This is a genomic window from Amycolatopsis thermoflava N1165, assembly GCF_000473265.1.
GTDB classification, from domain to species: domain Bacteria; phylum Actinomycetota; class Actinomycetes; order Mycobacteriales; family Pseudonocardiaceae; genus Amycolatopsis_E; species Amycolatopsis_E thermoflava.
Genome location: NZ_KI421511.1, coordinates 4923044 through 4949776 on the forward strand (window position 1 = coordinate 4923044; position 26733 = coordinate 4949776).

General features: G+C 69.1%; 16 protein-coding genes and 3 rRNA genes (1 of these 19 running past the window's edge). 6 read left to right on the forward strand and 13 right to left on the reverse strand.

All coding sequences use genetic code 11. The features are described from left to right. Positions 1–836 precede the first annotated feature (836 nt). Positions 837–2549 carry a glycerol-3-phosphate dehydrogenase/oxidase gene (locus AMYTH_RS0124265; RefSeq protein WP_027932483.1) on the reverse strand — a complete coding sequence of 571 codons (1713 nt, stop codon included), beginning with the start codon at positions 2547–2549 and terminating at the stop codon, positions 837–839. 152 nt (positions 2550–2701) lie between these two features. Here AMYTH_RS0124265 and AMYTH_RS45660 point away from each other — a divergent pair, with 152 nt between their 5' ends. Together AMYTH_RS45660 and glpK are read left to right on the forward strand one after the other, a co-directional pair. Then, positions 2702–3688: an MIP/aquaporin family protein gene (locus tag AMYTH_RS45660; protein ID WP_051362810.1), complete on the forward strand. Its 987-nt coding sequence runs from the start codon at positions 2702–2704 to the stop codon at positions 3686–3688. Between the two features lie 51 nt (positions 3689–3739). Next, positions 3740–5245, forward strand: coding sequence for a glycerol kinase GlpK (gene glpK / locus AMYTH_RS0124275; RefSeq protein WP_027932484.1), 1506 nt, complete (start codon positions 3740–3742; stop codon positions 5243–5245). Between the two features lie 709 nt (positions 5246–5954). Here the strand turns inward: glpK and AMYTH_RS0124280 are convergent. From AMYTH_RS0124280 to AMYTH_RS0124295, 4 genes are all read right to left on the reverse strand, one after another. Then, on the reverse strand, positions 5955–6731 hold the full coding sequence (locus tag AMYTH_RS0124280; RefSeq protein WP_027932485.1) for a VOC family protein: 777 nt from the start codon (positions 6729–6731) through the stop codon (positions 5955–5957). Positions 6732–6801: 70 nt separating this feature from the next. Beyond that, entirely contained in the window at positions 6802–7329 is a 528-nt protein-coding gene (locus AMYTH_RS0124285; RefSeq protein WP_027932486.1) for a class F sortase, read from the reverse strand. After that, a complete protein-coding gene (locus AMYTH_RS0124290; RefSeq protein WP_027932487.1) occupies positions 7326–7829 on the reverse strand; it encodes a hypothetical protein in 504 nt (167 codons plus the stop codon). The genes AMYTH_RS0124285 and AMYTH_RS0124290 overlap by 4 nt, the downstream gene beginning before the upstream one ends. A gap of 83 nt (positions 7830–7912) precedes the next feature. After that, positions 7913–9316, reverse strand: coding sequence for an NAD(P)H-quinone dehydrogenase (locus AMYTH_RS0124295; RefSeq protein ID WP_027932488.1), 1404 nt, complete (start codon positions 9314–9316; stop codon positions 7913–7915). A 99-nt stretch (positions 9317–9415) separates the two neighbouring features. On the opposite strand from AMYTH_RS0124295, the gene AMYTH_RS0124300 reads away from it, so the two are divergent. Continuing rightward, entirely contained in the window at positions 9416–9868 is a 453-nt protein-coding gene (locus tag AMYTH_RS0124300; RefSeq protein WP_081617741.1) for a gamma-glutamylcyclotransferase, read from the forward strand. A gap of 411 nt (positions 9869–10279) precedes the next feature. Here AMYTH_RS0124300 and AMYTH_RS0124305 read toward each other — a convergent pair whose 3' ends face one another. The 5 genes from AMYTH_RS0124305 to AMYTH_RS0124325 all read right to left on the reverse strand — a co-directional run bounded on the left by AMYTH_RS0124305 (position 10280) and on the right by AMYTH_RS0124325 (position 17100). After that, positions 10280–11575: a M20 family metallopeptidase gene (locus tag AMYTH_RS0124305; RefSeq protein ID WP_027932489.1), complete on the reverse strand. Its 1296-nt coding sequence runs from the start codon at positions 11573–11575 to the stop codon at positions 10280–10282. Positions 11576–11739: 164 nt separating this feature from the next. Continuing rightward, positions 11740–12030 (reverse strand): hypothetical protein, encoded by a 291-nt coding sequence (locus AMYTH_RS0124310; RefSeq protein WP_027932490.1) that lies wholly within the window; start codon positions 12028–12030, stop codon positions 11740–11742. 42 nt (positions 12031–12072) lie between these two features. Further along, positions 12073–13056 (reverse strand): methylmalonyl Co-A mutase-associated GTPase MeaB, encoded by a 984-nt coding sequence (meaB, locus tag AMYTH_RS0124315; RefSeq protein WP_027932491.1) that lies wholly within the window; start codon positions 13054–13056, stop codon positions 12073–12075. A 4-nt stretch (positions 13057–13060) separates the two neighbouring features. Then, a complete protein-coding gene (gene scpA, locus AMYTH_RS0124320) occupies positions 13061–15229 on the reverse strand; it encodes a methylmalonyl-CoA mutase (protein WP_027932492.1) in 2169 nt (722 codons plus the stop codon). Beyond that, positions 15229–17100 (reverse strand): methylmalonyl-CoA mutase family protein, encoded by a 1872-nt coding sequence (locus tag AMYTH_RS0124325; RefSeq protein ID WP_027932493.1) that lies wholly within the window; start codon positions 17098–17100, stop codon positions 15229–15231. The genes scpA and AMYTH_RS0124325 overlap by 1 nt, the downstream gene beginning before the upstream one ends. Before the next feature lie 127 nt (positions 17101–17227). Between AMYTH_RS0124325 and AMYTH_RS0124330 the strand changes: the two genes are divergently transcribed. The 3 genes from AMYTH_RS0124330 (at position 17228) to AMYTH_RS0124340 (ending at position 21704) form a co-directional block, all read left to right on the forward strand. Then, positions 17228–18967 (forward strand): serine/threonine-protein kinase, encoded by a 1740-nt coding sequence (locus AMYTH_RS0124330; protein ID WP_037322663.1) that lies wholly within the window; start codon positions 17228–17230, stop codon positions 18965–18967. A 308-nt stretch (positions 18968–19275) separates the two neighbouring features. Further along, the gene (locus tag AMYTH_RS0124335) at positions 19276–20067 is read left to right on the forward strand and encodes a purine-nucleoside phosphorylase (RefSeq protein WP_027932495.1); all 792 of its coding nucleotides are present in this window, start codon (positions 19276–19278) and stop codon (positions 20065–20067) included. Continuing rightward, a complete protein-coding gene (locus AMYTH_RS0124340) occupies positions 20064–21704 on the forward strand; it encodes a phospho-sugar mutase (RefSeq protein ID WP_027932496.1) in 1641 nt (546 codons plus the stop codon). Before AMYTH_RS0124335 ends, AMYTH_RS0124340 begins: the two co-directional genes overlap by 4 nt. Before the next feature lie 107 nt (positions 21705–21811). Here AMYTH_RS0124340 and rrf read toward each other — a convergent pair. The 3 genes from rrf to AMYTH_RS0124355 all read right to left on the reverse strand — a co-directional run. After that, positions 21812–21928: ribosomal RNA gene (rrf, locus tag AMYTH_RS0124345) — 5S ribosomal RNA — on the reverse strand. Between the two features lie 76 nt (positions 21929–22004). Then, positions 22005–25119: ribosomal RNA gene (locus tag AMYTH_RS0124350) — 23S ribosomal RNA — on the reverse strand. Between the two features lie 277 nt (positions 25120–25396). After that, positions 25397–26733 (reverse strand): 16S ribosomal RNA (locus AMYTH_RS0124355); it runs 186 nt beyond the window's last position. The 16S, 23S and 5S rRNA genes sit together here, the layout of an rRNA operon.

Consider the following 26733-nt stretch of genomic DNA (forward strand, 5'->3'; position numbering starts at 1 on the left):
GCTCGCAGCAGGCCGCGGCCCGCTCAGGCTGCGCCGCGGCAGGCACCCACCCCGCGACAGGCCGCGGCCACGGCCCCGGGCCTCGGCACGCTCGCGCCCCGCCGCCCCGCGACTTCGCAGTGCACGCCCGCACGCCTTCCAGAAAGCGGCGGGCAAGCCCCGGCAACGATCAGGCCGCGGCCCTTCTCGGGGCCGCGCCACGAGCTACCGCCGCAGCCGCCCTGCCCGCGGCCCGCAGCCATCGCGCGCCCGCCACCAAGCGCCCCTACTCGGCCCGTTCGCGGCAAGGCCACGCGGGCCACCGCCCGCCGCGCCTCTCGCGCGATCGCGAGCCTGCCACCAAGCGGCCGGCAACCCCCATCACGGCGAGGCCGCGAGCCACAGCCCCCAGCGCACCCAACCGACCTGACCGCACGCACACGCCACGCATGCCGCGCGCCCACCCCCACCAAGCAGCCACCAGCCCCCGTCGCGGCGAGGCCGCGAAGCACAGCCGCCAACCTGCCCGGGGGGGCACACGCCCGCACTCACCCGCCGCGCTCGCAGCACGACCACGAACCCCCACCAACCAGCCACCAGCCCCATCACGACGAGGCCGCGAACCACAGCCGCCAACCTGCCCGCGGCCACACGCCCGCACTCACCCGCCGCACTCGCGGCACGACCACCGACTCCCACCAACCAGCGGCGCCCGGGCCTCCCACAGCAAGCCGTAGCCCCAACGCCCGGCCATGCTCGTCATCCGCGCCCCACCGCTCAGCCGCACCGCCAGCCCAGCCGCGACGGGCCGGGGCTCGGCGGCAGTCGCCCCAGCGGTGCACCTCAGCCGCGAAAGCTCACCCCACCGGCGCGGTCAACAGGGCCCGCGCCTCCGGCGCGCTCGACCGCCGCTTGTCGGCTGCCTCGTCGCTCGGCTGCGTCTGCGAGTCCCGCTCCGCGGCCACCCTCGCGGTGTACACCTCGACCTCGCGCCGCACCGTCTCCTCGGACCAGCCCAGCACGTCGGCGACCATCCGAGCCACCCCCTCGGCGCAGTCCACGCCGCGGTGCGGGTACTCGATCGAGATGCGAGTGCGCCGCGCGAGGACGTCCTCCAGGTGCAGCGCGCCCTCGTGGCTGGCCGCGTACACCGCCTCGACCCCGAGGTAGTCCGGGGCATGCTCGATCGGCCGCAGCAGCTCCGGCTTGCCGTCGCCCAGCGCCAGCACCTCGTGCACGAGCGAGCCGTACCGGTCGAGCAGGTGCCGGACCCGGTACGGGTGCAGGCCGTGCTGCGCGGCGAGGTGGTCGGCCTGGTTGACCAGCGCGTGGTAGCCGTCGGCGCCGAGCAGCGGCACCTTGTCGGTGATGGACGGCTGCAGCCGGCCGGGCAGGTCGGGCGCCGCGGCGTCGACCGCGTCCGCTGCCATCACCCGGTACGTCGTGTACTTGCCGCCCGCGATCGCGACCAGCCCGGGCGCCACGCGCGCCACCGCGTGCTCGCGGGACAGCTTCGACGTCTCCTCGCTCTCCCCGGCCAGCAGCGGCCGCAGTCCGGCGTAGACGCCCTCGATGTCGTCGTGCGTCAGCGGCGTCGCGAGCACCGAGTTGACGTGCTCGAGGATGTAGTCGATGTCGTTTTTCGTGGCCGCGGGGTGCGCCAGGTCGAGGTGCCAGTCGGTGTCGGTCGTGCCGACGATCCAGTGGTTGCGCCACGGGATCACGAACAACACGGACTTCTCGGTACGCAGGATCAGCCCGGACTCCGACACGATCCGGTCGCGCGGAACCACGATGTGCACGCCCTTGCTCGCGCGCACCCGGAACCGGCCGCGGCTGCCGGACAGGCGCTGCAGCTCGTCGGTCCAGACCCCGGTGCAGTTGATGACCGCGTTCGCGTGGACCTCCGTCTCGCGCCCGTCCTCCACGTCGCGCACGCGCACGCCGGACACCCGGTCGGCCTCCCGCAGGAAACCGACGACCTGCGTGCTGGTCCGGACCACGGCGCCGTAGTGCGCCGCGGTGCGGGCGACGGTCATGGTGTGGCGGGCGTCGTCGGCCTGCGAGTCGTAGTACCTGATTCCCCCGATCAGGGCGTCGCGTTTGAGCGCGGGGACCAGTCGAAGTGCGCCCGCACGGGTGAGGTGCTTCTGCCCCGGCACCGACCGCGCGCCGCCCATCGTGTCGTACAGGAACAGGCCGGCCGCGGTGTAGGGACGTTCCCAGACGCGGTGCTGCAGCGGGTACAGGAAGCTGACCGGCTTCACCAGGTGCGGCGCGATGCGGGTGAGCATCAGCTCGCGCTCGCGCAGCGCCTCGCGGACGAGGCCGAACTCCAGCTGTTCGAGGTACCGCAGCCCGCCGTGGAAGAGCTTGCTCGACCGGCTCGACGTGCCGGACGCCAGGTCACGGGCCTCGACCAGGGCGACCCGCAGGCCGCGCGTGGCCGCGTCAAGCGCGGTGCCCGCGCCGACCACCCCGCCGCCGATCACCACGAGGTCGAACGTCTCCGCACCGAGCCGCCGCCAGGTCTCCTCCCTCGCCTCCGGCCCCAGCTTCGCCTCAGTCACTCCGGTTCCCCTCCCTCGTGAACGTCCGCTGCACCCACCCAGCATGACACGTTTCCGCACGTCCTCACCGCGCAAGCGCTTGTCGTTCGGTCGACGGGCGAGCACCATGTGACGTTCGGGACAACGTCGTCTCGCGCATTGGGAGGTGTGTCATGACCGACCGGACAGCCCGTCCCTGGACGAGGATGCGGCAGACCACGGCGGGTGAACTACTGGCGGAGTTCCTCGGCACCGCGATCCTCATCATCCTCGGTTGCGGATCCGTGGCCGTGGCCGTGGTCGGCCTGCCGGGTTCGGGCAGGCAAAGCGTCGACTTCGGGCCCGCCAACTGGCTGATCATCGCGTGGGGCTGGGGCCTCGCGGTGGTCTTCGCCGTCTACGTGGCGGGCGGGGTGAGTGGGGCCCACATCAATCCGGCGGTGACCCTGGCCTGGGCCGTCCGCCGCCAGTTCCCCTGGGCGAAGGTCCTGCCCTACTGGGCGGCCCAGGTGGTCGGCGCGTTCGCCGGCGCGGCACTGGTCCTGGGGGTGTACCACGACGCGATCGACGCGTTCCTCGCGTCGCAGAACCCGCCCACGGGCCGGGACGGTTCGGTGGGCACGTTCTCGATCTTCGCGACGTTCCCAGCGAAGTACTTCGGCGACGGGGTGTGGGGGCCGCTGGTCGACCAGATCGTCGGGACGGCGATCCTCGTCGCCATCATCGCGGCGCTCATCGACGCCCGCAACCAACCACCGTCGGCCAACCTCGCCCCGTTCGTGGTCGGCCTGGTCGTGGTCGCGGTCGGCCTCACCTACGGGACGAACGCCGGGTACGCGATCAACCCGGCCCGCGACTTCGGGCCCCGGCTGCTGGCGTTCGTCGCCGGGTGGGGGGACGCGGCCTTCCCGGGCAACGGGGACTGGTTCAGCTGGTACTGGTGGATTCCGATAGTCGGACCGCTCGTCGGCGGGGTGGTCGGTGTGCTGGTCTACGACTTCTTCATCGGCAGCGTGCTGGCCGTCCGGCCGGCGCCGGGTGCCGAGCCGACGCCGCCGCCCGGCCGCGTTCCCGGCTCCGCCGACAGCGAGGCGGGCGACGGCACCCGGGCCGAGGGGGACGTCCTGCCCGAGACGGACCAGACCCGGTCCGGGCGGTAGGTGCAGCGATCCGAATAGCCCAAAGGCAGGCAAATCAACGGGAGGAGTCCCATGGCCTCATATGTCGCCGCCATTGACCAGGGCACGACGTCCACCAGGGCGATGATCTTCGACCACTCCGGGCGGGTGGTCGCCGTCGACCAGCGGGAGCACGAGCAGATCTTCCCGCAGGCCGGCTGGGTCGAGCACAACGCGGAAGAGATCTGGGAGAACACGCGCGCGGTCACCGCGGGCGCGCTCGCCAAGGCCGACCTGCAGGCCGGGGACATCGCCGCGGTGGGCATCACGAACCAGCGCGAGACGGCGCTGGTGTGGGACCGGAAGACAGGCAAGCCGGTCTACAACGCGATCGTCTGGCAGGACACCCGCACCGACCGGATCGTCGACCAGCTCGGCGAGCTCGGCGGCGGCCAGGAGCGGTACCGGCCGAAGACGGGTCTGCCGCTGGCGACGTACTTCTCCGGGCCGAAGGTCAAGTGGATCCTGGACAACGTCGAGGGCGCGCGGGAACGCGCGGAGGCCGGTGATCTGGTGTTCGGCAACATGGACACCTGGACCGTGTGGAACATGACGGGCGGCCCGGACGGCGGGGTGCACGTGACGGACCCGACGAACGCGTCGCGCACGCTGCTGATGGACCTGGACACGCTGAGCTGGGACGCCGACATCGCAGCGGACATGGGGATTCCCATGTCGATGCTGCCGGAGATCCGTTCGTCGTCCGAGGAGTACGGCAAGGTGCGCCCGCGCGGGGTGCTGTCGGGTGTGCCGATCGCCGGCATCCTGGGCGACCAGCAGGCCGCGACGTTCGGGCAGGCGTGCCTGTCGCCGGGCGAGGCCAAGAACACCTACGGCACCGGCAACTTCGTGCTGCTGAACACGGGCACGGAGAAGGTGATGTCGGAGAACGGCCTCCTCACGACGGTCTGCTACAAGATCGGGTCGAACGACACGATCTACGCGCTGGAGGGTTCCATCGCGGTGACCGGTTCGCTGGTGCAGTGGCTGCGGGACAACCTCGGGATCATCAGCAACGCTGCCGAGATCGAGGAGCTGGCGCGCACGGTGGAGGACAACGGCGGGGCGTACTTCGTGCCGGCGTTCTCGGGCCTGTTCGCGCCGCACTGGCGGTCGGACGCGCGTGGCGTGATCGCCGGGTTGACGCGCTACGTGAACAAGGGGCACATCGCGCGGGCCGTCCTGGAGGCGACGGCGTTCCAGACGCGCGAGGTGATCGAGGCGATGAACGCGGACTCGGGTGTGCCGCTGAAGTCGCTGAAGGTCGACGGCGGGATGGTGGTGAACGAGCTGTTGATGCAGTTCCAGGCCGACATCCTGGACGTCCCGGTGATCCGCCCGGTGGTGGCGGAGACGACGGCCCTCGGCGCCGCGTACGCCGCCGGCCTGGCGGTGGGTTTCTGGGCGAGCGAGGACGACATCCGCAACAACTGGGCCCAGGACAAGGAGTGGAACCCGTCGATGGACGCCCAGCACCGCGAGGCGCAGTACCACAACTGGAAGAAGGCGGTGACGAAGACCTTCGACTGGGTGGAGTGACGGATCGCGGCGCGCGCTTTCCGTTGCCCTGTGAGGGTTGCGGCGGGAGGCGCGCGCCTCACCCCCGGCGCGCTCGGGTGCCACACCCTTCGGCCAGCGGCGGCAGGCCGCAGACCGCCGCCGAGCCGCGGGCGGCGCCGAGCCGCGGGCGGCGCCGCAGAGCCGCAGGGCGGGCCGGCGCCGAGCCGACGCAGGGGCCCGGGTCGGCGCGGCGGCAGGCGCCGCAGAGCCGCAGGGCGGCACCGCGAAGGGCTGCGCTGTGCCGCGCGTGCGGCTCAGCACCGCGCCGCCGTTTTGTATAGCGCTACGGCCCGGCACGGTCCACCCGCCCGGCAGCGCTCCCGCCCAGCGCGGCGCAGCGGGGCGGGGCGGCACGACGCCACGGCACGGCGCACCCCAAGCGCGGCGGTGCAGCCCGGCACGCCTCCCGCCCACCCAAGCGCTGCCGCTCGGCGCGAAGCGGCCGCGCAGCCCAGCACGAGGCTGCGGCTCGACGCAGAGGAACCTCGCGCGCTGTCGCACAGTGCGCTCGGCCTGAACCGCAAGATCGCGCGACGAGCGCGGCCTGTTGTCGACCACCGCAGCGCCGCCGTCTCGCGCGAAGCGCCCTCACGCAGCACGGCGCAACCCCCGCGGGTGCAGTTCCACCCCTCAGCTCGTCGAAATCCTCGGCATCCCCTCCCTGACCGAACCTCCTACCGCGCTTCGCTCAGGGCTCCACCGCGATTAGAGTGAACGGCACTCCTTGGTCGTCCAGCACCTGGGCCATCCGCCCGTACGGCGAGTCCCGCGGCTCCGTCAACCGCCGGGCGCCCAGGGACTCCGCCTTCGTCAGCGCCTCGTCGGTGTCCGTCACTCCGAAGTAGACGGACCAGTGCGGCGGCACGCGCGCCGGGACCTCCGGTGGCAGCTGCCCCAGTCCGCCGACCGTCCGGTCGTCCACCTTCAGCGCCGCGTAGACGAAGCCGTCGCCGGACAGGTCGTCGAAGCGATAGCTGAACACGCGGCCGTAGAAGGCTTTCGCCGCATCGAAGTCGCGCGTCATGCACTCGTTCCACACCAGGGTGCCCGGCACGTTCGCGATTCTCGCGCCGATGTGCCCCTTCGCCTGCCAGAGGCCGAACGCCGCACCCGTCGGGTCGGCCGCTAGCGCCATCCGGCCCGAATCGCCGACATCGCCTGGTGGTAGCAGCACCTGACCGCCTGCCTCGCTGATCTTCGCGGTCGTCTTGTCGACGTCGGCGACCGCCAGGTACGTCGTCCACGCCGCGCCCTGATCGTCCACCGCGGGTGGTAACGGGCCGACCGCGGCCACGGCTCTGCCCTCCAGCGTCGCGATCGTGTAGTGCCCGTACTCCTCGCCCTGGTCCGCGAACCGCCAGCCGAGCAGCGCACCGTAGAACTCGGCCGCCCGCTTCGGATCGGCCACCATCAGGTCGACCCACGCCGGTGTGCCCTCGGGCCAAGCGGTGTCGCGCAGAGTCATCTCGAACATCCCTTCCACCAGGAGTTGTGCCAGTGGTCACAGTCTGGCACCCACCCCCGACAAAAACGGGTCAGCCGAGAACGGCGTACACGATCACGTTGTCCCGGTAACTCCGCGCGGCCCGGTCGAACACGCCGCCGCACGTGATGAGCCGCAACTCCGGCCCGGCCGTGTCGCCGTACACCGCGGCGGTCGGGAACTCCGCTTTCGGCACCCGCTCCACGCGGATCACCACGAAACCCGCCCGTGAACCGTCCACACGCGACACCTCAACCCGGTCGCCGGGCGAAAGTTCCCGCAACCGCGCGAAAATCCCCGGCTGCCGGTTGCCGTCAACGTGGCCCAGGATCACCGCGGGCCCGCGCTCCCCCGGCGCCGGTCCCTGCGAATACCAGCCGGCCTGCCCGGGCGAGGTCACCGGCGGCGTCTGCACGGTCCCGTCCTCGTTGAGCCCCAACGGGATCAGCGTCGAGCGCGCCCCGATCGCCGGGATCTCCACGGCAACGGGAGCCGCGACCGGCCGGGCCTGCTCCGGCGATGCGGCGCAACCGCACAGCAGAAGCAGGCCCAGCAGCGCGGCGAACGCTGCCCGGATCACGGCGCCAGCGACCCGTCACCGGTCTGCGGCGCGCCGCGCGGCACGACTCGCGTCTGCCCCGGGCTCGGCGCGGAGCCCCGGTCCACCTTTCCCGGCGCGGGGGAGGAATCCCGGTCGAGCACGGTGAAGTAAACGGTCACCGGTTCCCCACCGCAGTGGAACGACACCGGATAGGAGCCTTCCGACACATCGCGGATCACCGTTTCGGCGAACAACGCCCACGGCTGATGACCCTCCGCGTTCGCCGCAAGCGGTTGCGTCACCCGCAGGGCTCGAGTGGTGAGTGGACTGGCTTCGGCGTCGCAGGCGGCGGCGACCGAGACCTGCTCGCCGGCGTGCCCGCTGTACGCGGACAGCTTCAACCAAGTAGGAATCGGCGCCGAAGTGGTTTCCTCCGCCGAGGTGGTTTCCTCCGGCGAAGTGGTGGTGGTCTGCGCGAACGCCGGCGTGGCGGCGACCAGGGTCGCGAAGAAGCCGGCGGCGATGGCGGTTGTTCTCATGGCGGCCTCACGGCGGTAGAGCTGATGGCCCTTAAGGCGTGCCGCGGGGTGCCGGGGTTGGCCCCCGACACCCAACCGTGACGTCAGTCCAGGTCGTCGTGCCGCATCAGCTGCCGCGCGGCCTCCGTGATGGAGCCGGACAGCGACGGGTACACCGCGAACGTGAGCGCCAGGTGGTCGACCGTCAGCTGGTTCTGCACCGCCAGCGCGATGGGCAGGATCAGCTCGCTCGCCGTCGGCGCCACGACCACGCCACCGACGATCACGCCGGTCGCCGGACGGCAGAACAGCTTCACGAAACCGCGGCGCAGACCCTCCATCTTCGCCCGCGCGTTGGTCGCCAGCGGCAGCATGATGGTCCGGGCGGGCACCTCGCCGGAGTCGATCGCGCTCTGGCTGATCCCGACGGTCGCGATCTCCGGGTGGGTGAACACGTTCGCGGCGACCGTCTTCAGCTTGATCGGCGCCACACCCTCGCCGAGTGCGTGCCACATCGCGATCCGGCCCTGCATGCTGGCCACCGACGCGAGCATCAGCACGCCGGTGCAGTCGCCTGCCGCGTAGATGCCGGGAACGCTGGTGCGGGACACCCGGTCGACCGTGATGAACCCGCCGGGCCCGGGCTCGATGCCGACCCGCTCCAGGCCGATGTCCTTGGTGTTGGGCACCGAGCCGACGGTCATCAGCGCGTGGGTGCCCTCGATGATCCGGCCGTCCTGCAGGTGGACCTCGACGCCCTTCTCGGTGCGCTCGACCCGCTCGGCCCGCGCGTGCTTGACGACGGTGTTGCCGCGCTGGGCGAACACCTCCTCCAGCACGGCGGCGGCGTCCGCGTCCTCGTGCGGCAGGACGCGGTCGCGGCTGGAGACGAGGGTGACCTTGACGCCCATCTCGGTGTAGGCGGAGGCGAACTCGGCGCCGGTCACCCCGGACCCGACCACGACCAGGTGCTCGGGCAGTTCCGGCAGGTCGTAGAGCTGGCGCCAGTCGAGGATGCGCTCGCCGTCGGGCACCGCGCCGGGCAGCACGCGCGGGGTGGCGCCGGTGGCGATCAGGACGACGTCGGCGTCGAGCACGTCGACGTCGCCGGTGGCCTTCGTGACGCGGACCTTGTGGGTGGCCAGGCCGGGCTCGTCGTCGTCGAACCGGCCCTCACCGGTGAGGATCTTCACACCTTCGCGCTGCACGCGGGCGCGGATGTCGGCGGACTGGGCGAGCGCGAGGCCCTTGACCCGGCCGTGCACGGTGCGCAGGTCGACGCTCGTGTCGGCCATGTCGGTGATGATCCCCAGCTCACCCAGGCCGTGCATGTTCGCGCGGGCGCCGGAGGAGGCGATGAACGTCTTCGACGGGACGCAGTCGTAGAGCACGCACGCGCCGCCGAGCCCGTCCTTCTCGACGATCGTGACGTCGGCGCCGTGCTGTGCGGCCACCAGCGCCGCCTCGTAGCCCGCCGGTCCGCCGCCCATGATCACGATCCTGGTCACGTGGTCTCCTCCTCCTTACGCGCACCTCATCCACAACCTTAGGCCGCGACACCTGGAGTACGTCCGGTCGGGTGAGCGATGGGCGGCTAGGCTGTGCGCGTGCCGTTGTATGCCGCCTACGGGTCCAACATGGATCCGAATCAGATGATGGAGCGGGCGCCGCATTCGCCCATGGCCGGCACGGGCTGGCTGGAGGGGTGGCGGCTGACCTTCGGAGGCGAGGACCTCGGCTGGGAAGGCGCCCTGGCGACCATCGTCGAAGACCCGGGCTCCCGGGTCTTCGTCGTGCTGTACGACGTGACGCCGCTCGACGAGGCGCTGCTCGACCGCTGGGAAGGCGGCGAGCTGGGCATGCACAACAAGATCCGGCTGCGCGTGCAGACGATGGACGGCTCCGCGCTGGCCTGGCTGTACGTGCTGGACGCCTACGAGGGCGGTCTGCCGTCGGCCCGGTACCTGGGCGTGCTCGCCGACGCCGCCGAGGCGGCAGGCGCGCCGACGGACTACGTGGACGACCTGCGCACCCGCCCCTGCCGCGGCATCACATCCTGACCCCCGCCGCGTCCCACACTCAAGCTCGCGAGTCCCACGCTCACGGCGCTGAGTTCTACATTCGGCTTCAACTCGCGAGCCCACCTGCCTGGAACGCGAGCACGCCGCGATCACACGCGCCGACGCCCTGGTCTACCGCCGCCGCTGCATCGAATCCGGCTGCCCCTGGACCACCGGCAAAGCCGAACGCTTCAACCGCAGCCTGCTCACCGAATTCGCCCACGCCCAGCCCTGGACCTTCTAACACTCACCGCCTGGCAACCTTGCCCGCGCGCGACCTCGTTCGCCACACCATTCGGTAGCTGCATGTGTCCACAATGTCGCAGAGAGTGCCTCCCGGAAGGCGGCACACAACATCTGTGGACAACTCGGCGCCCCTGTGGACAACTGTGCACGCAGAACTCGCGGTTGTCAGGCCAGGGCGGCCAGTGCGGTGTGGACCAGGACGCGGACGCCGACGTGCAGCGCGCACTCGTCCAGTTCGAACGTGGGGCGGTGCAGGTCGCGCTGGTCGCCCTCGCCGGACCACACGCCGAGGCGGCAGAAGGCGCCCGGCACGTGCTCCAGGTACCAGGCGAAGTCCTCGCCGCCGGACGACTGTTCCGTACCGGTCACCGCATCGTCGCCGAGGGCCGCCTCGATGCCGGCACGCAGCAGCGCCGTGCTGTCCTCGTCGCCGACGACCGGCGGCACCCCGCGGCGGTAGTCGAGCTCGAAACCGACCCCGTAGGGCGTCAGCAGCGACTCCACCGACGACCGGACGAGCGGCTCCAGCGCCTTCCACACCTCGTGGTCGGCCGTCCGCAGCGTGCCGCGCAGCACGCCCTCCTCGGGCACCGCGTTGGCGGCCTGCCCGGCGTGCACCGCGCCCCACACCAGCACGGTGCCTGAGCGCGGGTCGACCCGCCGGGACAGCAGCGACGGCAGCGAGGTGATCGCGACGCCGAGCGCGTGCACCAGGTCGGCGGTGAGGTGCGGCCGGGACGTGTGCCCGCCGGGTGAGGTCAGCCGCAGCTCGATCAGGTCGGCGGCCGACGTCAGCGCGCCGACGCGGGTGCCGATCTTGCCGACCTCGACCCGCGGGTCGCAGTGCAGGCCGAAGATCCGGTCGACGCCGTCCAGACCACCCGCGGTGATCACGTCGAGCGCACCGCCGGGCATGACCTCCTCGGCGGGCTGGAAGATCAGCCGCACGCGGCCGGGCAGCTCGGGCGCCGACGCGAGGGCCTTGGCCGCGCCGAGCAGGATCGCCGTGTGCGCGTCGTGTCCACATGCGTGCGCCGCGCCGTCCACCGTCGACGAGTAGGGCAGGCCGGTCGCCTCGGTGAGCGGCAGCGCGTCGATGTCGGCCCGCAGCGCGACGCAGCGGTCACCCGATCCGACGTCGCACACCACACCGGTGCCGCCGGGCAGGATCTCCGGGTCCAGCCCGGCCGAGCGCAGGATGTCGCAGATCAGCTCGGTGGTCGCGAACTCGTGGCGCGCCAGTTCCGGGTGGGCGTGGATGTGACGGCGCCAGGCGACCAGGTCCGTGCCGCCGCGCTCGAGCCACTCGTCCAGCCAGAACGGGCCCCGGCCCGCACCGAGATCGGTCACGGGAGCCATGCTGACGCCATCCGCCGTGATCAGCGCGTGCGACGCCTCGAACGAGGTAGGGCGACCACCGTGATCACCGGGCACCTCCGGGCGGGAGTCCAGCACGGTCACGCCGCACCTCCATACACACCGAGAACTACGTAACCCATTTGACGCAATCCTGCACCATGCAAGGAGCAATCTTCGAACCGGATCTCACGCTGGGCGACGGCCGGTAGTGGATCTGCGGCGAGCGGCACTACGGAATACGGCGTAACCGAATGCGCCGCGTGCGGTCAGCTGGAGGCCTTGCGCTTCTTGCGCCGCACGCTCCGTCCCCAGAGGACGATCGCGGCGAGCACCGCGGCGAGCACCCCGACGATGATCTTGTTCTTCGTCTTCTCCTGGTTGGCCTTGCTGTTCTCGTCGGGGTTGATGCGCGGCCCGGGGTCCGTGGTCTGCTGCGCCACCACGTCGGCGGCGACGTGCACGGACACCGGCGCGGCGAGCGCGGGCGCGGTGGGCACGGCGAACGTGACCATCGTCGTCAGCATCAGACCCGCCAGCACGGCACGCACCTTGACCATGCTGCCCAGTGTGCCGGTTCGGTTACCCGTCAACAAGGAGACTCACGCGGAGAAGGCGTCCAAGATCTTCTGCGCGGCCAGCGTGGCGGTGAGCCTGCCCTCCCGGACGTCCTCCTCGACCTCGGGTACCAGCGCTTTCACACCGGGGTGCTCGGCGAGGCGGGCCTGCAGCTGTTCGCGCACCATGGCCCAGGTCCAGTCGACCTGCTGCTGCTTGCGCTTGCGGTCCAGCTCGCCGGATCCCGCCAGGGTTTCGCGGTGACGCTCGATCTGCTGCCACACCGTGTCCAGGCCGATGTCGTTGAGCCCGCTGCAGGTCAGCACCGGCGGCGTCCACGCGGCGTCCGGGCCGTAGATCATCCGCAGCGCCCCGGCCAGTTCCCGCGCGGCGCGCTTGGCGTCGCGCTCGTGCTCGCCGTCGGCCTTGTTCACCGCGATCACGTCGGCGAGCTCCAGCACGCCCTTCTTGATGCCCTGCAACTGGTCGCCGGTGCGGGCCAGCGTCAGGAACAGGAAGCAGTCGACCATGTTCGCCACGGTCACCTCGGACTGCCCGACGCCGACGGTCTCGACCAGCACGACGTCGTACCCGGCGGCCTCCATCAGCACGATCGTCTCGCGGGTGGCGCGGGCGACGCCGCCGAGCGTGCCGGATGTCGGCGACGGCCGGATGAACGCGGCCGGGTCGTTGGCCAGCCGCGCCATGCGGGTCTTGTCGCCGAGGATGCTGCCGCCGGTCCGGGTCGACGACGGGTCCACGGCGAGTACCGCGACCCGGTGGCCGGACTCGGTCAGGTCGGTGCCGAGCTGATCGATGAAGGTCGACTTGCCGACCCCCGGCACGCCGGTGATCCCGACGCGCCGCGCGCCGCCGGCGTGCGGCAGCAGCTCGACCAGCAGCTCTTGGGCGAGCTGCCGGTGGTCCGGCCGCTGGGACTCGACCAGCGTGATCGCCCTGGACAGGGTGCCGCGGTCGCCCGCGAGCACACCCTTTGCGTACGCACCGACGTCGATCTTGCGCGGCAAGGGTTCAGGACTCCCGCTGCTCGAGCTGGTCGAGCAGGTCCAGCGCGGCGTCCGCGATGACCGTGCCCGGCCCGAAGATCGCCGACGCGCCCGCGGCCCGCAGCTCGTCGTAGTCCTGCGGCGGGATGACGCCGCCGCACACGATCATGATGTCCTCGCGCCCGAGCTGGGCCAGCTCCTCGCGCAGCGCGGGCACCAGCGACAGGTGACCGGCGGCCAGCGAGGACACGCCGACGACGTGCACGTCCGCCTCGATCGCCTGGCGCGCGACCTCGGCCGGCGTGGAGAACAGCGGGCCCACGTCGACGTCGAAGCCGAGGTCGGCGAACGCCGTGGCGATCACCTTCTGGCCGCGGTCGTGCCCGTCCTGCCCCATCTTGGCGACGAGGATGCGCGGACGGCGCCCCTCGGCCTCGGCGAACGCCTCGACCCGCGCGCGTGCCTTCTCCACGTTCCCGGATTTCCCGACCTCGTCGCGGTACACCCCGGAGATCGTACGAATCTGCCCGGCGTGGCGGCCCCACACCTTCTCCAGCGCGTCGGAGATCTCCCCGACCGTCGCCTTCGCGCGGGCCGCGTCGACGGCCAGCTCCAGCAGGTTGCCCGAGCCTTCCGCGGCCGCGGTGAGACGGCGCAGCGCGTCCTGCGTGGCGTCCTCGTCGCGCTCCTCGCGCAGCCGCCGCAGCTTCTCCAGCTGCTGGGCGCGCACCCCGGCGTTGTCCACCTTGAGCACGTCGATCTGCTGGTCGTCGATCACCTGGTACTTGTTGACGCCGATCACCGGCTGACGGCCGGAGTCGATCCGCGCCTGGGTGCGGGCCGCGGCCTCCTCGATGCGCAGCTTCGGGATGCCGGCGTCGATCGCGCGGGCCATGCCGCCTGCCGACTCGACCTCGCTGATGTGGCCCCACGCCTTGCGCGCCAGGTCGTAGGTCAGCTTCTCGACGAACGCGCTGCCGCCCCACGGGTCGATCACGCGGGTGGTGCCGGACTCCTGCTGCAGCAGCAGCTGGGTGTTGCGGGCGATGCGCGCGGAGAAGTCGGTCGGCAGGGCCAGCGCCTCGTCGAGCGCGTTGGTGTGCAGCGACTGCGTGTGCCCCTGGGTGGCGGCCATCGCCTCGACGCAGGTGCGGATGACGTTGTTGAACACGTCCTGCGCGGTGAGCGACCAGCCGCTGGTCTGGCTGTGCGTGCGCAGCGAGAGCGATTTCTCGGATTTCGGCGAGAACTGCTTGACCAGCTTCGCCCACAGCAGCCGGGCCGCCCGCAGCTTGGCGACCTCCATGAAAAAGTTCATGCCGATCGCCCAGAAGAACGACAGGCGCGGCGCGAACTTGTCGACCTCCAGGCCCGCGTCCATCCCGGCGCGGATGTACTCGACGCCGTCGGCCAGGGTGTACGCCAGCTCCAGGTCGGCGGTCGCCCCGGCCTCCTGCATGTGGTAGCCGGAGATGGAGATCGAGTTGAACCGCGGCATCCGCTGCGAGGTGTACGCGAAGATGTCGGAGATGATCCGCATCGACGGCTGCGGCGGGTAGATGTAGGTGTTGCGGACCATGAACTCCTTGAGGATGTCGTTCTGGATGGTCCCGGCCAGCTGCTCGGGCCGCACGCCCTGCTCCTCGGCCGCCACGATGTAGAGCGCCATGACGGGCAGCACCGCGCCGTTCATGGTCATCGACACGCTCATCTTGTCCAGCGGGATGCCGTCGAACAGCTGCCGCATGTCGTAGATCGAGTCGATCGCCACACCCGCCATGCCGACGTCACCGGCGACCCGCGGGTGGTCGGAGTCGTAGCCGCGGTGGGTCGCCAGGTCGAAGGCGACCGACAGGCCCTTCTGCCCGGCCGCGAGGTTGCGGCGGTAGAAGGCGTTGGACTCGGACGCGGTGGAGAACCCGGCGTACTGGCGGATCGTCCACGGCTGGTTCACGTACATCGTCGGGTACGGGCCGCGCAGGAACGGCGCGATGCCCGGGTACGTGCGCAGGAAGTCCAGACCGGCGGTGTCCTCGGCGGTGTAGAGCGGCTTGATGCCGATGCCCTCGGGGGTTTCCCAGGTCAGGGCGTCGGCGCCCTTGCCGGTGCTCGAGTGCAGCGCCTCGGCCCAGTCGGTCTGGCTGCCCGGGTCGGGGATGCCGAGTTCGACGTCGGTGAAGTCGGGGATGGCCATCACTTCACTCCCAGCGTGTCGAGGATGGCGGCCAGGGCGGCGAGGGCGTCGCAGCCCGCGTGCACGTACGTGTCGACGCCCGGGTACTGCCCCTTGCCCGCGAGGATCACCCGCGCGGCGCCGGCTTCCTTCAAGGCACGCGCGGTGTCCGCCGCGTGCTCGGCGTAGAGCTTGTCGGTGCCGCAGAGGCAGGCGACCGTCGCGCCGCTGTCCCGGAAGGCCGCGACGACGTCCTCGACCGCGCCCGGGTTGAGCGGCTCGATGCCGCCGGCCTGGAGGAGGTTGGACGCGAAGGTCGCGCGGGCGGTGTGCGCGGCGATCGGGCCGAGCGTGGCGAGGAAGACCTTCGGCCGCTCCCCCGTCTCGGCGAGGTGCGCGTCGGAGCGGTCCCGCAGCTCCTCGTAGGCCTGCGCGTACCGCACGCGTGGCAGCCCGCCCTCGTCCACAACGGACGGAGCCGGGGTGCGCTCGACCGGTTTCTCGTGCAGGTCCGGGAACTCGCTGACGCCGGTGATCGGGTCCTTGCGGGTGGCCAGGCGCTTCTGCCGCGCCTCCCAGGTCTCCGCGAGCCGGGCCGCGAGGGCGCCGGAGTCCAGCACCGCCTCGATGCCGCCCTGCCGCTCGATCTCGGTGAACTCGCGCCAGGCCGCGTTGGCCAGCGCGTCGGTCAGGTTCTCCACGTACCAGGAGCCGCCCGCCGGGTCGATCACGCCGGACAGCTTCGATTCCTCCAGCAGGATCGACTGGGTGTTGCGGGCGATCCGGCGGGAGAACGCGTCGGGCAGCCCGATCGCGAAGTCGAACGGCAGGACCGTGACCGCGTCCGCGCCGCCGACACCGGCGGCGAAGCAGGCGACCGTGGTGCGCAGCATGTTCACCCACGGGTCGCGGCGGGTGAACATCGCGGGCGAGGTGACGGCGTGCTGGCGCATGCCGCGGCCGGCGGTCGCGCCGGACACCTCGCACACCCGCGCCCACAGGCGGCGGGCGGCCCGGAGCTTGGCGATGGTGAGGAACTGGTCGGCGGTCGCGGCGAAGCGGAACTCGAGCTGGTCGGCGGCCGCGTCCACGCTCAGCCCGGCGCCGGTGAGGGCGCGCAGGTAGGCCACCCCGGCGGCGATGGCAGCGCCGAGTTCCTGCGCGTCGGACCCGCCCGCCTCGTGGTAGGGCAGGGCGTTGACGACCAGCGTGCGCAGCTTCGGGTGCTTGGCGGACAGGCGGGCGGCGAGCGCGGCGGCGGGGGCGGTGTCGTGCGGACGGCCGGTGCGGGCACGCAGGGCGATCGGGTCGGCGCCGATGGTGCCGGTGACCTCGCTGTCCGGGATGTTCTTCTCGGCGAGCAGGCCGAGCAGCGCGTCGGCGGCGGCCTCGTAGTCGGCGCCGGGGTCGAGCACGATCGGGGCGAGGTCGAGGTAGACCTCGTTGAGCGCGTCGGCGAGGGCGTCCAGTGGCAGTGCGTCACCACCGACGCGCAGCCACACCGACGAGGCGCCGTTCTCCAGGTCGGCGAGGATGGCCTTGTTGGTCTCGGCCGCGTCGGCGCCGCCGTGCAGGACGCGCACGTCCCAGCCGGTGCCGACGTTGCCTTCGGCTCGCGCGCCCCGCACGTACGGGGGCAGCCCGGGGAACCCGGCGGGCGCGGTGGCGTCGTCGGCGGTGTAGAGCGGCTGGATCTCGATGCCGTCGTAGGTCTTGCTGGTCAGGAGGCTTTCCGGGGCGCCGTCGAAGTCCTCCGGCAGCACTCCGCTCTTCGTCAGCACCCCCGCGACGAGGCGTTGCCAGTCCTCGTGCCGCGGCGTCCCGAACTCGGCGGCGAGGGCCAGCTCGTCCGGTGAATCCGGGGTGGGCGCCGTTGTCCCAGCCTGAGTCATAGGTCTGATGGTAGGGGGCGGGCAAGGGGCACGATTGTGACTCTGCTCGCGGCCCGGCAGCGCCCGCAGTCACCGAGCGCGCATCCGCAACAATGGTGCCGTGGTGAGTTCGAGCGAGGAGACCAGGGTGGTGGCCGGGCGGTACCGGCTGCGCTCCGTGCTGGGCTCCGGCTCGATGGGCACGGTGTGGTCGGCCTACGACGAGTTCCTGCACCGGCCGGTCGCGGTGAAGGAGATCCTGCTGCCGCCCGGGGTCACCGCGGGCCAGGCGAACGAGCTGCGTGAGCGGACGCTGCGCGAGGCCAGGGCCATCGCCGTGCTTTCTCACCCGAATGTGATCACCCTGCACGACGTCGCACGTCAGGACGGCGAGCCGTTCGTCGTGATGGAGCTGCTGCCGTCGCACAGCCTCGCCGAGCTGATCCGCGACCACGGGCCGCTGTCGGTCGAGCAGGCCGCCGCGGTGGGTGACGCGGTGGCCGCGGCGCTGGGGGCCGCGCACAACGCGGGCATCACCCACCGTGACGTGAAGCCGGGGAACGTGCTGGTCGCCGAGGACGGGCGGATCAAGCTCACCGACTTCGGCATCGCCCGGAACGTGTCCGACGCGTCGATGACCCGCACCGGTATGACGCTGGGTTCGCCGGCGTACATCGCCCCGGAGGTGGCTTCCGGCAAAGCCGTCACCCCGGCCGCTGACCTGTGGGGTCTGGGCGCGACGTTGTTCTGCGCGGTGGAGGGCCACCCGCCGTACGACGCGGACGGCGACCCGCTGGAGACGATCGGGAAGGTCGTGAAGGGCGAGGTGCCGCGGCCGTCGCCGGGCCCGCTCGCTCCGTTGATCAGCGCGTTGATGGCGAAGGAGCCGCGGGACCGGTTGCCGCTGGCGCAGGTGCGGCGGCAGTTGTACCCGATCCTGGAGAAGGCGCCGCGGGTCCTGTTCGGACCGGAGATGTTCGCCGCGGCGAGCGGTCAGCGCGAGGAGGCCACCGACACCCGGGAGATCTCGGCGAGCCCCGTGCTGGAGGACGGTGCGGCGGAGGCGAGCGGTGAGCTGGCGGCCGACCCCGGCCCCCTGCCGTTCGGCCCGCCCCGCGCGGAGGCGAGCAACGAGCTGGCCGCCGATCCCGGGCCGTTGCCGTTCGGGGAGTCCCGGCCGACCGACACGCTCGCCGCGCCCCGCCCGGCTGCCACGCTGGCCGCGCCTGCCGCGGCGGGCCGCAGCACGACGGCGACAGTGTTGCTCGTGGTGGCTTCGCTGGTGCTGTTCGTGGCCGCCGCGTTCGGCGGTTTCGTGGCGGCGCGGGTGATCGGGGCGCAGCCGGTGGCGCCACCGTCGCGGGACGAGACGTCCGCCCCGTCGGTCCCGCAGCCCACGGTTTTCGAGCGGCGCACGGGCGAGGCGTCGAGCGTCAAGGGTGCCCAGGACGGCACCTTCACGGTCGACGTGCCCGCCGACTGGACGCGGTTCACGAGCTCCCAGGCCGGCGACGACCTGCCCCTGTCGACGCTGGTCCAGTTCGTCTCGGCGGACGGCTCGCAGATGCTGGCGGTGAACCACTTCCCGAAGTACTTCCCCGGCAACGACATCGACGACTACGTCAAGGCGCTGGAGAAGAGCCGCTCGAACGGCGAGTTCAAGCTGGTCAACCGGGCGAAGCTCGCCGAGCAGGACGGGCTGACGATGATGTACCGGACCATCGACAGGGCCCCGGCGGGATCCGTGAGCCGCACGACGTACGCGAAGGTGTTCAAGCACGGCACCAGCCTGTGGGCGGTGAGCGTGACGGTGCCGACGGAGCAGGAAGAGACCGCGAAGACCGCGCTCTACGACCGCATCCTGCCCACCTTCCAGGTGACCGGCTAACAGCGCCGCCGCCCTTCCCCACTCCTCAACCGCCGCCCGGCAACGCAACAGCACCGACCATCGAACCAGACCTCCCCCGCCCCCGATCCACAGCCGATCTTTAGTCGCCGACCAGGGTTGTCAAGGCACGCTTTCCCGCCTTGACAACCCTGCTCGGCGACTGAAACACAATCAGGCATCGGGGGCGGGGGAGGTCGAAAGGTGACCTTCCGGCGCCGTAAGGCGCCTTTTCCGCGCGACAGCGCGGGGGGGGGGCATCCAGCTCGGGTTGGGGCACGGCCGTGGCAGGCCGCTGGGAAGATGGCTCCATGACCGAACAAGATGTGGCGTCGGCTGCTGCCGCCACCATCGCGGAGCGCACCGGGTTCGCCAAGCACGACATCGCGGTGGTGCTGGGCTCCGGGTGGCGTCCCGCGGCGGACGTGATCGGCGAGCCCGAGGCGGAGATCCCGCTCGGTGAGCTGCCCGGCTTCGAGACCCCGACCGCCGTCGGACACGGTGGCACCGTCCGCTCCGTGGACGTGGACGGCAAGCGCACCCTGGTGCTCCTGGGCCGCACCCACCTGTACGAGGGCAAGGGCGTGGGCCGCGTCGTGCACAACGTGCGGACTGCCGCCGCCGCGGGCGTGAAGTCCGTTCTGCTCACCAACGCCGCCGGCGGGTTGCGGGACGACTACCAGGTCGGCCAGCCCGTGTTGATCTGCGACCACCTCAACATGACCGCGACCTCCCCCATCACCGGCGCGAACTTCGTTGACCTGGTCGACCTGTACTCGCACCGCCTGCGGGACCTCGCGCGCGAGATCGACCCGAGCCTGACCGAGGGCGTATATGCGGGCCTGCCCGGCCCCCACTTCGAGACCCCCGCCGAGATCCGCATGCTGCGCACGCTCGGCGCCGACCTGGTCGGCATGTCGACCGTCCTCGAAGCGATCGCCGCCCGTGCCGCCGGCGTCGAGGTGTTCGGGCTGTCCCTGGTCACCAACCTGGCCGCGGGCATGACCGGCGAGCCGTTGAGCCACCAGGAGGTCCTGGAGGCCGGACGCGCGTCGGCCGAGAAGATGGGCACCCTGCTGCGCCGGCTCGTCGCGCGCGCATGAGCCGCCTCACCCCCGAACTCCGCGACCGCGCGATCCGCTGGATCGCCGACGACGTGGACGCGGCCGCGCGGCAGGAGTTGCAGGCCGTGCTCGCCGCTGCGATGAACGGCGCCCCCGATGCGGTGACCGACCTCGCGGACCGAATGGCCGGTCCGCTCGAGTTCGGCACCGCCGGGTTGCGCGGCCCCGTCCGGGCCGGACCGAACGGCATGAACACCGCCGTCGTCGTCCGCACCACGGCCGGGGTCGCGACCTGGCTGACCGCGCACGGCAAGGCAGGCGGGATCGTCGTCGTCGGCCGGGACGCCCGGCACGGCTCGGAGGAGTTCGCGACCGCGGCGGCCGAGGTGCTGCACGCGGCCGGGTTCGACGTCCGGGTCCTGCCCCGCCCCCTGCCGACACCGCTGGTGGCGTTCGCGACGAAGCACCTCGGCGCTGCCGCGGGCATCCAGATCACCGCGTCGCACAACCCGCCTGCCGACAACGGCTACAAGTTGTACGACGACGTCGCGATCCAGATCGTGCCGCCCGCCGACGCCGAAATCGAGGCGGCGATCGCCGCGGCCCCCGGCGCGATCAGCGTGCCCCGCAAGCCGGGGGCGACCGTGCTCGGCGACGAGATCCTCGACGAGTACCTGTACCGGGTGTCGCAGGTCCCGCGGTCGCCGCACCGCGGGCTGCGGGTCGCCGCGACCGCCCTGCACGGGGTCGGCGCCGAGGTCCTGCGTGAGGCCCTGTCCCGCGCCGGCTTCACCGACGTGCACCTGGTCGCCGAGCAGTCGGCCCCGGACGCGGACTTCCCGACGGTGTCCTTCCCCAACCCGGAAGAGCCGGGCGCGACGGACCTGCTGCTCGCGCTGGCCGCGGAGGTCGACGCCGACCTCGCCATCGCACTGGACCCGGACGCGGACCGCTGCGCCGTCGGCGTGCCGGACGCGACCGGTGAGTGGCGGATGCTCCGCGGGGACGAGACCGGGGTCCTGCTCGGCGAATACATCCTGTCGACGACGAGCAACCCGGACCCGCTGGTGGCGACGACGATCGTGTCGGCCGCGATGCTGGGGGACATCGCCCGGGCCCACGGCGCCCGGTACGCGGAGACCCTGACGGGCTTCAAGTGGCTGACCCGCTCCGGCGACGGGCTGGTGTTCGCCTACGAGGAGGCTCTGGGGCTGTGTGTGAACCCGGACTTCGTGCGGGACAAGGACGGCATCGCCGCGGCGACCCTCGCGTGTGACCTGGCCGCGAAGGTGAAGGCCGAGGGCCGGTCGCTACTCGACGAGCTGGACCGGCTGTCCGTCGCGCACGGGGTGTACGTCACGGACCAGGTGTCGTTGCGGGTGACGGATCTGTCGGTCCGCGGGCAGCTCATGGCACGCCTGCGGAAGTCGCCGCCGACCGAGCTGGCCGGCGCGGCTGTGGAGATGGAGGACCTGTTGCCGGAGACGGATGCGTTGCGCATCGCCGGCGGTGGGTTGCGGGTGGTGATCCGCCCGTCGGGCACCGAGCCGAAGTTGAAGTGCTACCTGCAGGTGACGCGCCCGGTGGCGGAGGAGGCGGCTCTGGCTGAGGTGCGAGTGGATGCGACGTCGACGATGGCGGCGTTGCGCGCCGATGTGGAGGCTCTGCTGGCTTGACCGTGCGGTGCTGCCCTCTCGTCCGGGCAGCACCGCGCCCGCAAAAAGCTCGAGGCCCCGGGAGAACCTTTGACAGTTCTCAACCGGGGCCTCGAGTATCAAGTTGTGTTCGGCGGTGTCCTACTCTCCCACACCCGCGGGGGTGCAGTACCATCGGCGCTGGCAGGCTTAGCTTCCGGGTTCGGAATGGGACCGGGCGTTTCCCTGCCGCCATGACCACCGAAACTCTCCGAAACAACACCAGAGTGTTCCAGACTGGTGTGGTGTTTCAGAGTTGCAGAGCGGATGCGTAGCAGCTTTGTGGGCAAGTCCTCGGCCTATTAGTACCAGTCCACTCAAAAACACATTACTGTGCGTCCATGTCTGGCCTATCAACCCAATCGTCTCTTGGGGGCCTTAACCCACAAAGGGGTGGGAGACCTCATCTAGGAACAGGCTTCCCGCTTAGATGCCTTCAGCGGTTATCCCTTCCGAACGTAGCTAACCAGCCATGCCACTGGCGTGACAACTGGCATACCAGAGGTTCGTCCGTCCCGGTCCTCTCGTACTAGGGACAGCCTTCCTCAAGTCTCCTACGCGCGCGGCGGATAGGGACCGAACTGTCTCACGACGTTCTAAACCCAGCTCGCGTGCCGCTTTAATGGGCGAACAGCCCAACCCTTGGGACCTACTCCGGCCCCAGGATGCGACGAGCCGACATCGAGGTGCCAAACCATGCCGTCGATATGGACTCTTGGGCAAGATCAGCCTGTTATCCCCGGGGTACCTTTTATCCGTTGAGCGACATCCCTTCCACCAGGAGATGCCGGATCACTAGTCCCTGCTTTCGCACCTGCTCGACCCGTCAGTCTCACAGTCAAGCTCCCTTGTGCACTTACACTCAACACCTGATTGCCAACCAGGCTGAGGGAACCTTTGGGCGCCTCCGTTACCTTTTAGGAGGCAACCGCCCCAGTTAAACTACCCACCAGGCACTGTCCCTGAACCCGATCAGGGCCCTAGGTTAGATTCCCAATCCGACCAGAGTGGTATTTCAACAACGACTCCACGAGAACTAGCGTCCCCGCTTCACAGTCTCCCACCTATCCTACACAAGCCGAACCGAAAACCAATACCAAGCTATAGTAAAGGTCCCGGGGTCTTTCCGTCCTGCCGCGCGTAACGAGCATCTTTACTCGTAGTGCAATTTCACCGGGCCTGTGGTTGAGACAGCCGGAAAGTCGTTACGCCATTCGTGCAGGTCGGAACTTACCCGACAAGGAATTTCGCTACCTTAGGATGGTTATAGTTACCACCGCCGTTTACTGGCGCTTAAATTCTCAGCTTCGCCCCGAAGAGCTAACCGGTCCTCTTAACGTTCCAGCACCGGGCAGGCGTCAGTCCATATACCTCGTCTTACGACTTCGCATGGACCTGTGTTTTTAGTAAACAGTCGCTTTCCGCTGGTCTCTGCGGCCAACTCACCCTAGCCCGCGAAGGGCTTCAAGTGCTTTGGCCCCCCTTCTCCCGAAGTTACGGGGGCATTTTGCCGAGTTCCTTAACCACAGTTCACCCGACCGCCTTAGTATTCTCTACCTGACCACCTGTGTCGGTTTGGGGTACGGGCCGCACATGTTCTCGCTAGAGGCTTTTCTCGGCAGCAGAGGATCACCCTACTTCGCCTCAACGGCTACGCATCACGTCTCACCCTACACGGGACACGGATTTGCCTATGTCCCAGGCTACACGCTTACACCAGTACAACCACTCACTGGCGGAGCTACCTTCCTGCGTCACCCCATCGCTTGACTACTACACACTCAGGTCCCGCGCGTCCCCGATCAACTCCGAAGAGCCTCACAGTTCAGGGCGGTTAGTATCATGCGCCTCGTCATGGGCGAACATACGCGGGTACGGGAATATCAACCCGTTGTCCATCGACTACGCCTGTCGGCCTCGCCTTAGGTCCCGACTTACCCTGGGCAGATTAACTTGACCCAGGAACCCTTGGTCATCCGGCGGCAGAGTTTCTCACTCTGCATTCGCTACTCATGCCTGCATTCTCACTCCCACACCCTCCACGACTCGCTTCCACGGCCGCTTCCCTGGATGCAGGACGCTCCCCTACCCAACAACACCACTACACAAGGTTCCCAAAGAACCAAGCGGATGTATTGTGTTATTGACACGGCTTCGGCGGTGTACTTCAGCCCCGCTACATTATCGGCGCAGGACCACTTGACCAGTGAGCTATTACGCACTCTTTCAAGGGTGGCTGCTTCTAAGCCAACCTCCTGGTTGTCTAAGCGACCCCACATCCTTTCCCACTAAGCACACACTTAGGGGCCTTAGCCGGTGTTCTGGGCTGTTTCCCTCTCGACGACGAAGCTTATCCCCCGCCGTCTCACTGCCGCACTCTCACGTGATGGTATTCGGAGTTTGGTTGACTTCGGTAACCCGGTAAGGCCCCTAGGCCATCCAGTAGCTCTACCCCCACCACGAAACATGCGACGCTGCACCTAAATGCATTTCGGGGAGAACCAGCTATCACGGAGTTTGATTGGCCTTTCACCCCTACCCACAACTCATCCCCCAGGTTTTCAACCCTGGTGGGTTCGGCCCTCCACGAGGTCTTACCCTCGCTTCAGCCTGGCCATGGGTAGATCACTCCGCTTCGGGTCTAGACCACGCGACTCACACGCCCTATTCAGACTCGCTTTCGCTACGGCTACCCCACACGGGTTAACCTCGCCACGCAGCACTAACTCGCAGGCTCATTCTTCAAAAGGCACGCCATCACAAAACAAACGCTTGCTCTGACGGCTTGTAGGCACACGGTTTCAGGTACTCTTTCACTCCCCTCCCGGGGTACTTTTCATCTTTCCCTCACGGTACTCGTCCGCTATCGGTCACCAGGAAGTATTTAGGCTTACCGAGTGGTCCCGGCAGATTCACAGCAAATTCCACGAGCTCGCTGCTACTCGGGAACACCACCACACCACACCAACACAGCTTTCGCGTACGGGACTCTCACCCACTCCGGTCCACCATCCCAGGCGGTTCCACTAGCCATGCAGCACGATGCCAGGAGTGTCAGCTCCTGAAAGGCAGGTCCCACAACCCCGCACACACAACCCCTGACAGGTATCACATGCGCACGGTTTAGCCTCCTCCGCTTTCGCTCGCCACTACTCACGGAATCACTAGTGTTTTCTCTTCCTACGGGTACTGAGATGTTTCACTTCCCCGCGTTCCCTCCACATACCCTATATATTCAGGTATGGGTAACACCTCATAACAGGTGCTGGGTTTCCCCATTCGGACACCCTCGGATCACAGCTCGGTTGACAGCTCCCCGAGGCTTATCGCAGCCTCCCACGTCCTTCATCGGCTCCTGATGCCAAGACATCCACCATGTGCCCTTAACAACTTGACCACAAAGATGCTCGCATCCACTCTGCAATTCTCAAACACCACACCCAGAAACAACACACCGTGTTGCCTCAGGACCCAACAGCGTAAAGATGAACACCCACCAGCGGACTTCGCTCCTGTCGTTCCACACCGTTGCCGGCAGTACTAAACCAGGAACTCCATCCCCTGATGAGCATCAGCCAGCCGTCCACAATTCCTTGAGCGTCTGAGCAGCACCACACTCGGGTACTAGACTCAGCCACTCCATCCTCAAGGGATGGAAGTGAGTTGCTCCTTAGAAAGGAGGTGATCCAGCCGCACCTTCCGGTACGGCTACCTTGTTACGACTTCGTCCCAATCGCCAGTCCCACCTTCGACCACTCCCTCCCCGCAAGCGGGGTTGGGCCATGGGCTTCGGGTGTTACCGACTTTCATGACGTGACGGGCGGTGTGTACAAGGCCCGGGAACGTATTCACCGCAGCGTTGCTGATCTGCGATTACTAGCGACTCCGACTTCACGCAGTCGAGTTGCAGACTGCGATCCGAACTGAGACCGGCTTTAAGGGATTCGCTCCACCTCACAGTATCGCAGCCCTCTGTACCAGCCATTGTAGCATGTGTGAAGCCCTGGACATAAGGGGCATGATGACTTGACGTCATCCCCACCTTCCTCCGAGTTGACCCCGGCAGTCTCCCGCGAGTCCCCGCCATTACGCGCTGGCAACACAGGACAAGGGTTGCGCTCGTTGCGGGACTTAACCCAACATCTCACGACACGAGCTGACGACAGCCATGCACCACCTGCACACCGGCCACAAGGGGGCCGACATCTCTGCCGGTTTCCAGTGCATGTCAAGCCCAGGTAAGGTTCTTCGCGTTGCATCGAATTAATCCACATGCTCCGCCGCTTGTGCGGGCCCCCGTCAATTCCTTTGAGTTTTAGCCTTGCGGCCGTACTCCCCAGGCGGGGCGCTTAATGCGTTAGCTACGGCACGGACAACGTGGAAGTCGCCCACACCTAGCGCCCAACGTTTACAGCGTGGACTACCAGGGTATCTAATCCTGTTCGCTCCCCACGCTTTCGCTCCTCAGCGTCAGTATCGGCCCAGAGACCCGCCTTCGCCACCGGTGTTCCTCCTGATATCTGCGCATTTCACCGCTACACCAGGAATTCCAGTCTCCCCTACCGAACTCAAGCCTGCCCGTATCCACTGCAGGTCCGGAGTTAAGCCCCGGATTTTCACAGCAGACGCGACAAGCCGCCTACGAGCTCTTTACGCCCAATAATTCCGGACAACGCTTGCACCCTACGTATTACCGCGGCTGCTGGCACGTAGTTAGCCGGTGCTTCTTCTCCAGGTACCGTCACTTACGCTTCGTCCCTGGCGAAAGAGGTTTACAACCCGAAGGCCGTCATCCCTCACGCGGCGTCGCTGCATCAGGCTTCCGCCCATTGTGCAATATTCCCCACTGCTGCCTCCCGTAGGAGTCTGGGCCGTGTCTCAGTCCCAGTGTGGCCGGTCACCCTCTCAGGCCGGCTACCCGTCGTCGCCTTGGTAGGCCACTACCCCACCAACAAGCTGATAGGCCGCGGGCCCATCCTGTACCGCCGAAACTTTCCACCCNNCANNATGC

Coding starts and splice junctions, on each gene's coding strand:
- scpA (WP_027932492.1), bottom strand. CDS start 15,229: ATGGCCATCCCCGACTTCACCGACGTCGAACTCGGCATCCCCGACCCG.
- AMYTH_RS0124290 (WP_027932487.1), bottom strand. CDS start 7,829: ATGAGAACAACCGCCATCGCCGCCGGCTTCTTCGCGACCCTGGTCGCC.
- AMYTH_RS45660 (WP_051362810.1), top strand. CDS start 2,702: ATGACCGACCGGACAGCCCGTCCCTGGACGAGGATGCGGCAGACCACG.
- AMYTH_RS0124325 (WP_027932493.1), bottom strand. CDS start 17,100: ATGACTCAGGCTGGGACAACGGCGCCCACCCCGGATTCACCGGACGAG.
- AMYTH_RS0124340 (WP_027932496.1), top strand. CDS start 20,064: ATGAGCCGCCTCACCCCCGAACTCCGCGACCGCGCGATCCGCTGGATC.
- AMYTH_RS0124335 (WP_027932495.1), top strand. CDS start 19,276: ATGACCGAACAAGATGTGGCGTCGGCTGCTGCCGCCACCATCGCGGAG.
- glpK (WP_027932484.1), top strand. CDS start 3,740: ATGGCCTCATATGTCGCCGCCATTGACCAGGGCACGACGTCCACCAGG.
- AMYTH_RS0124310 (WP_027932490.1), bottom strand. CDS start 12,030: ATGGTCAAGGTGCGTGCCGTGCTGGCGGGTCTGATGCTGACGACGATG.
- AMYTH_RS0124280 (WP_027932485.1), bottom strand. CDS start 6,731: ATGACTCTGCGCGACACCGCTTGGCCCGAGGGCACACCGGCGTGGGTC.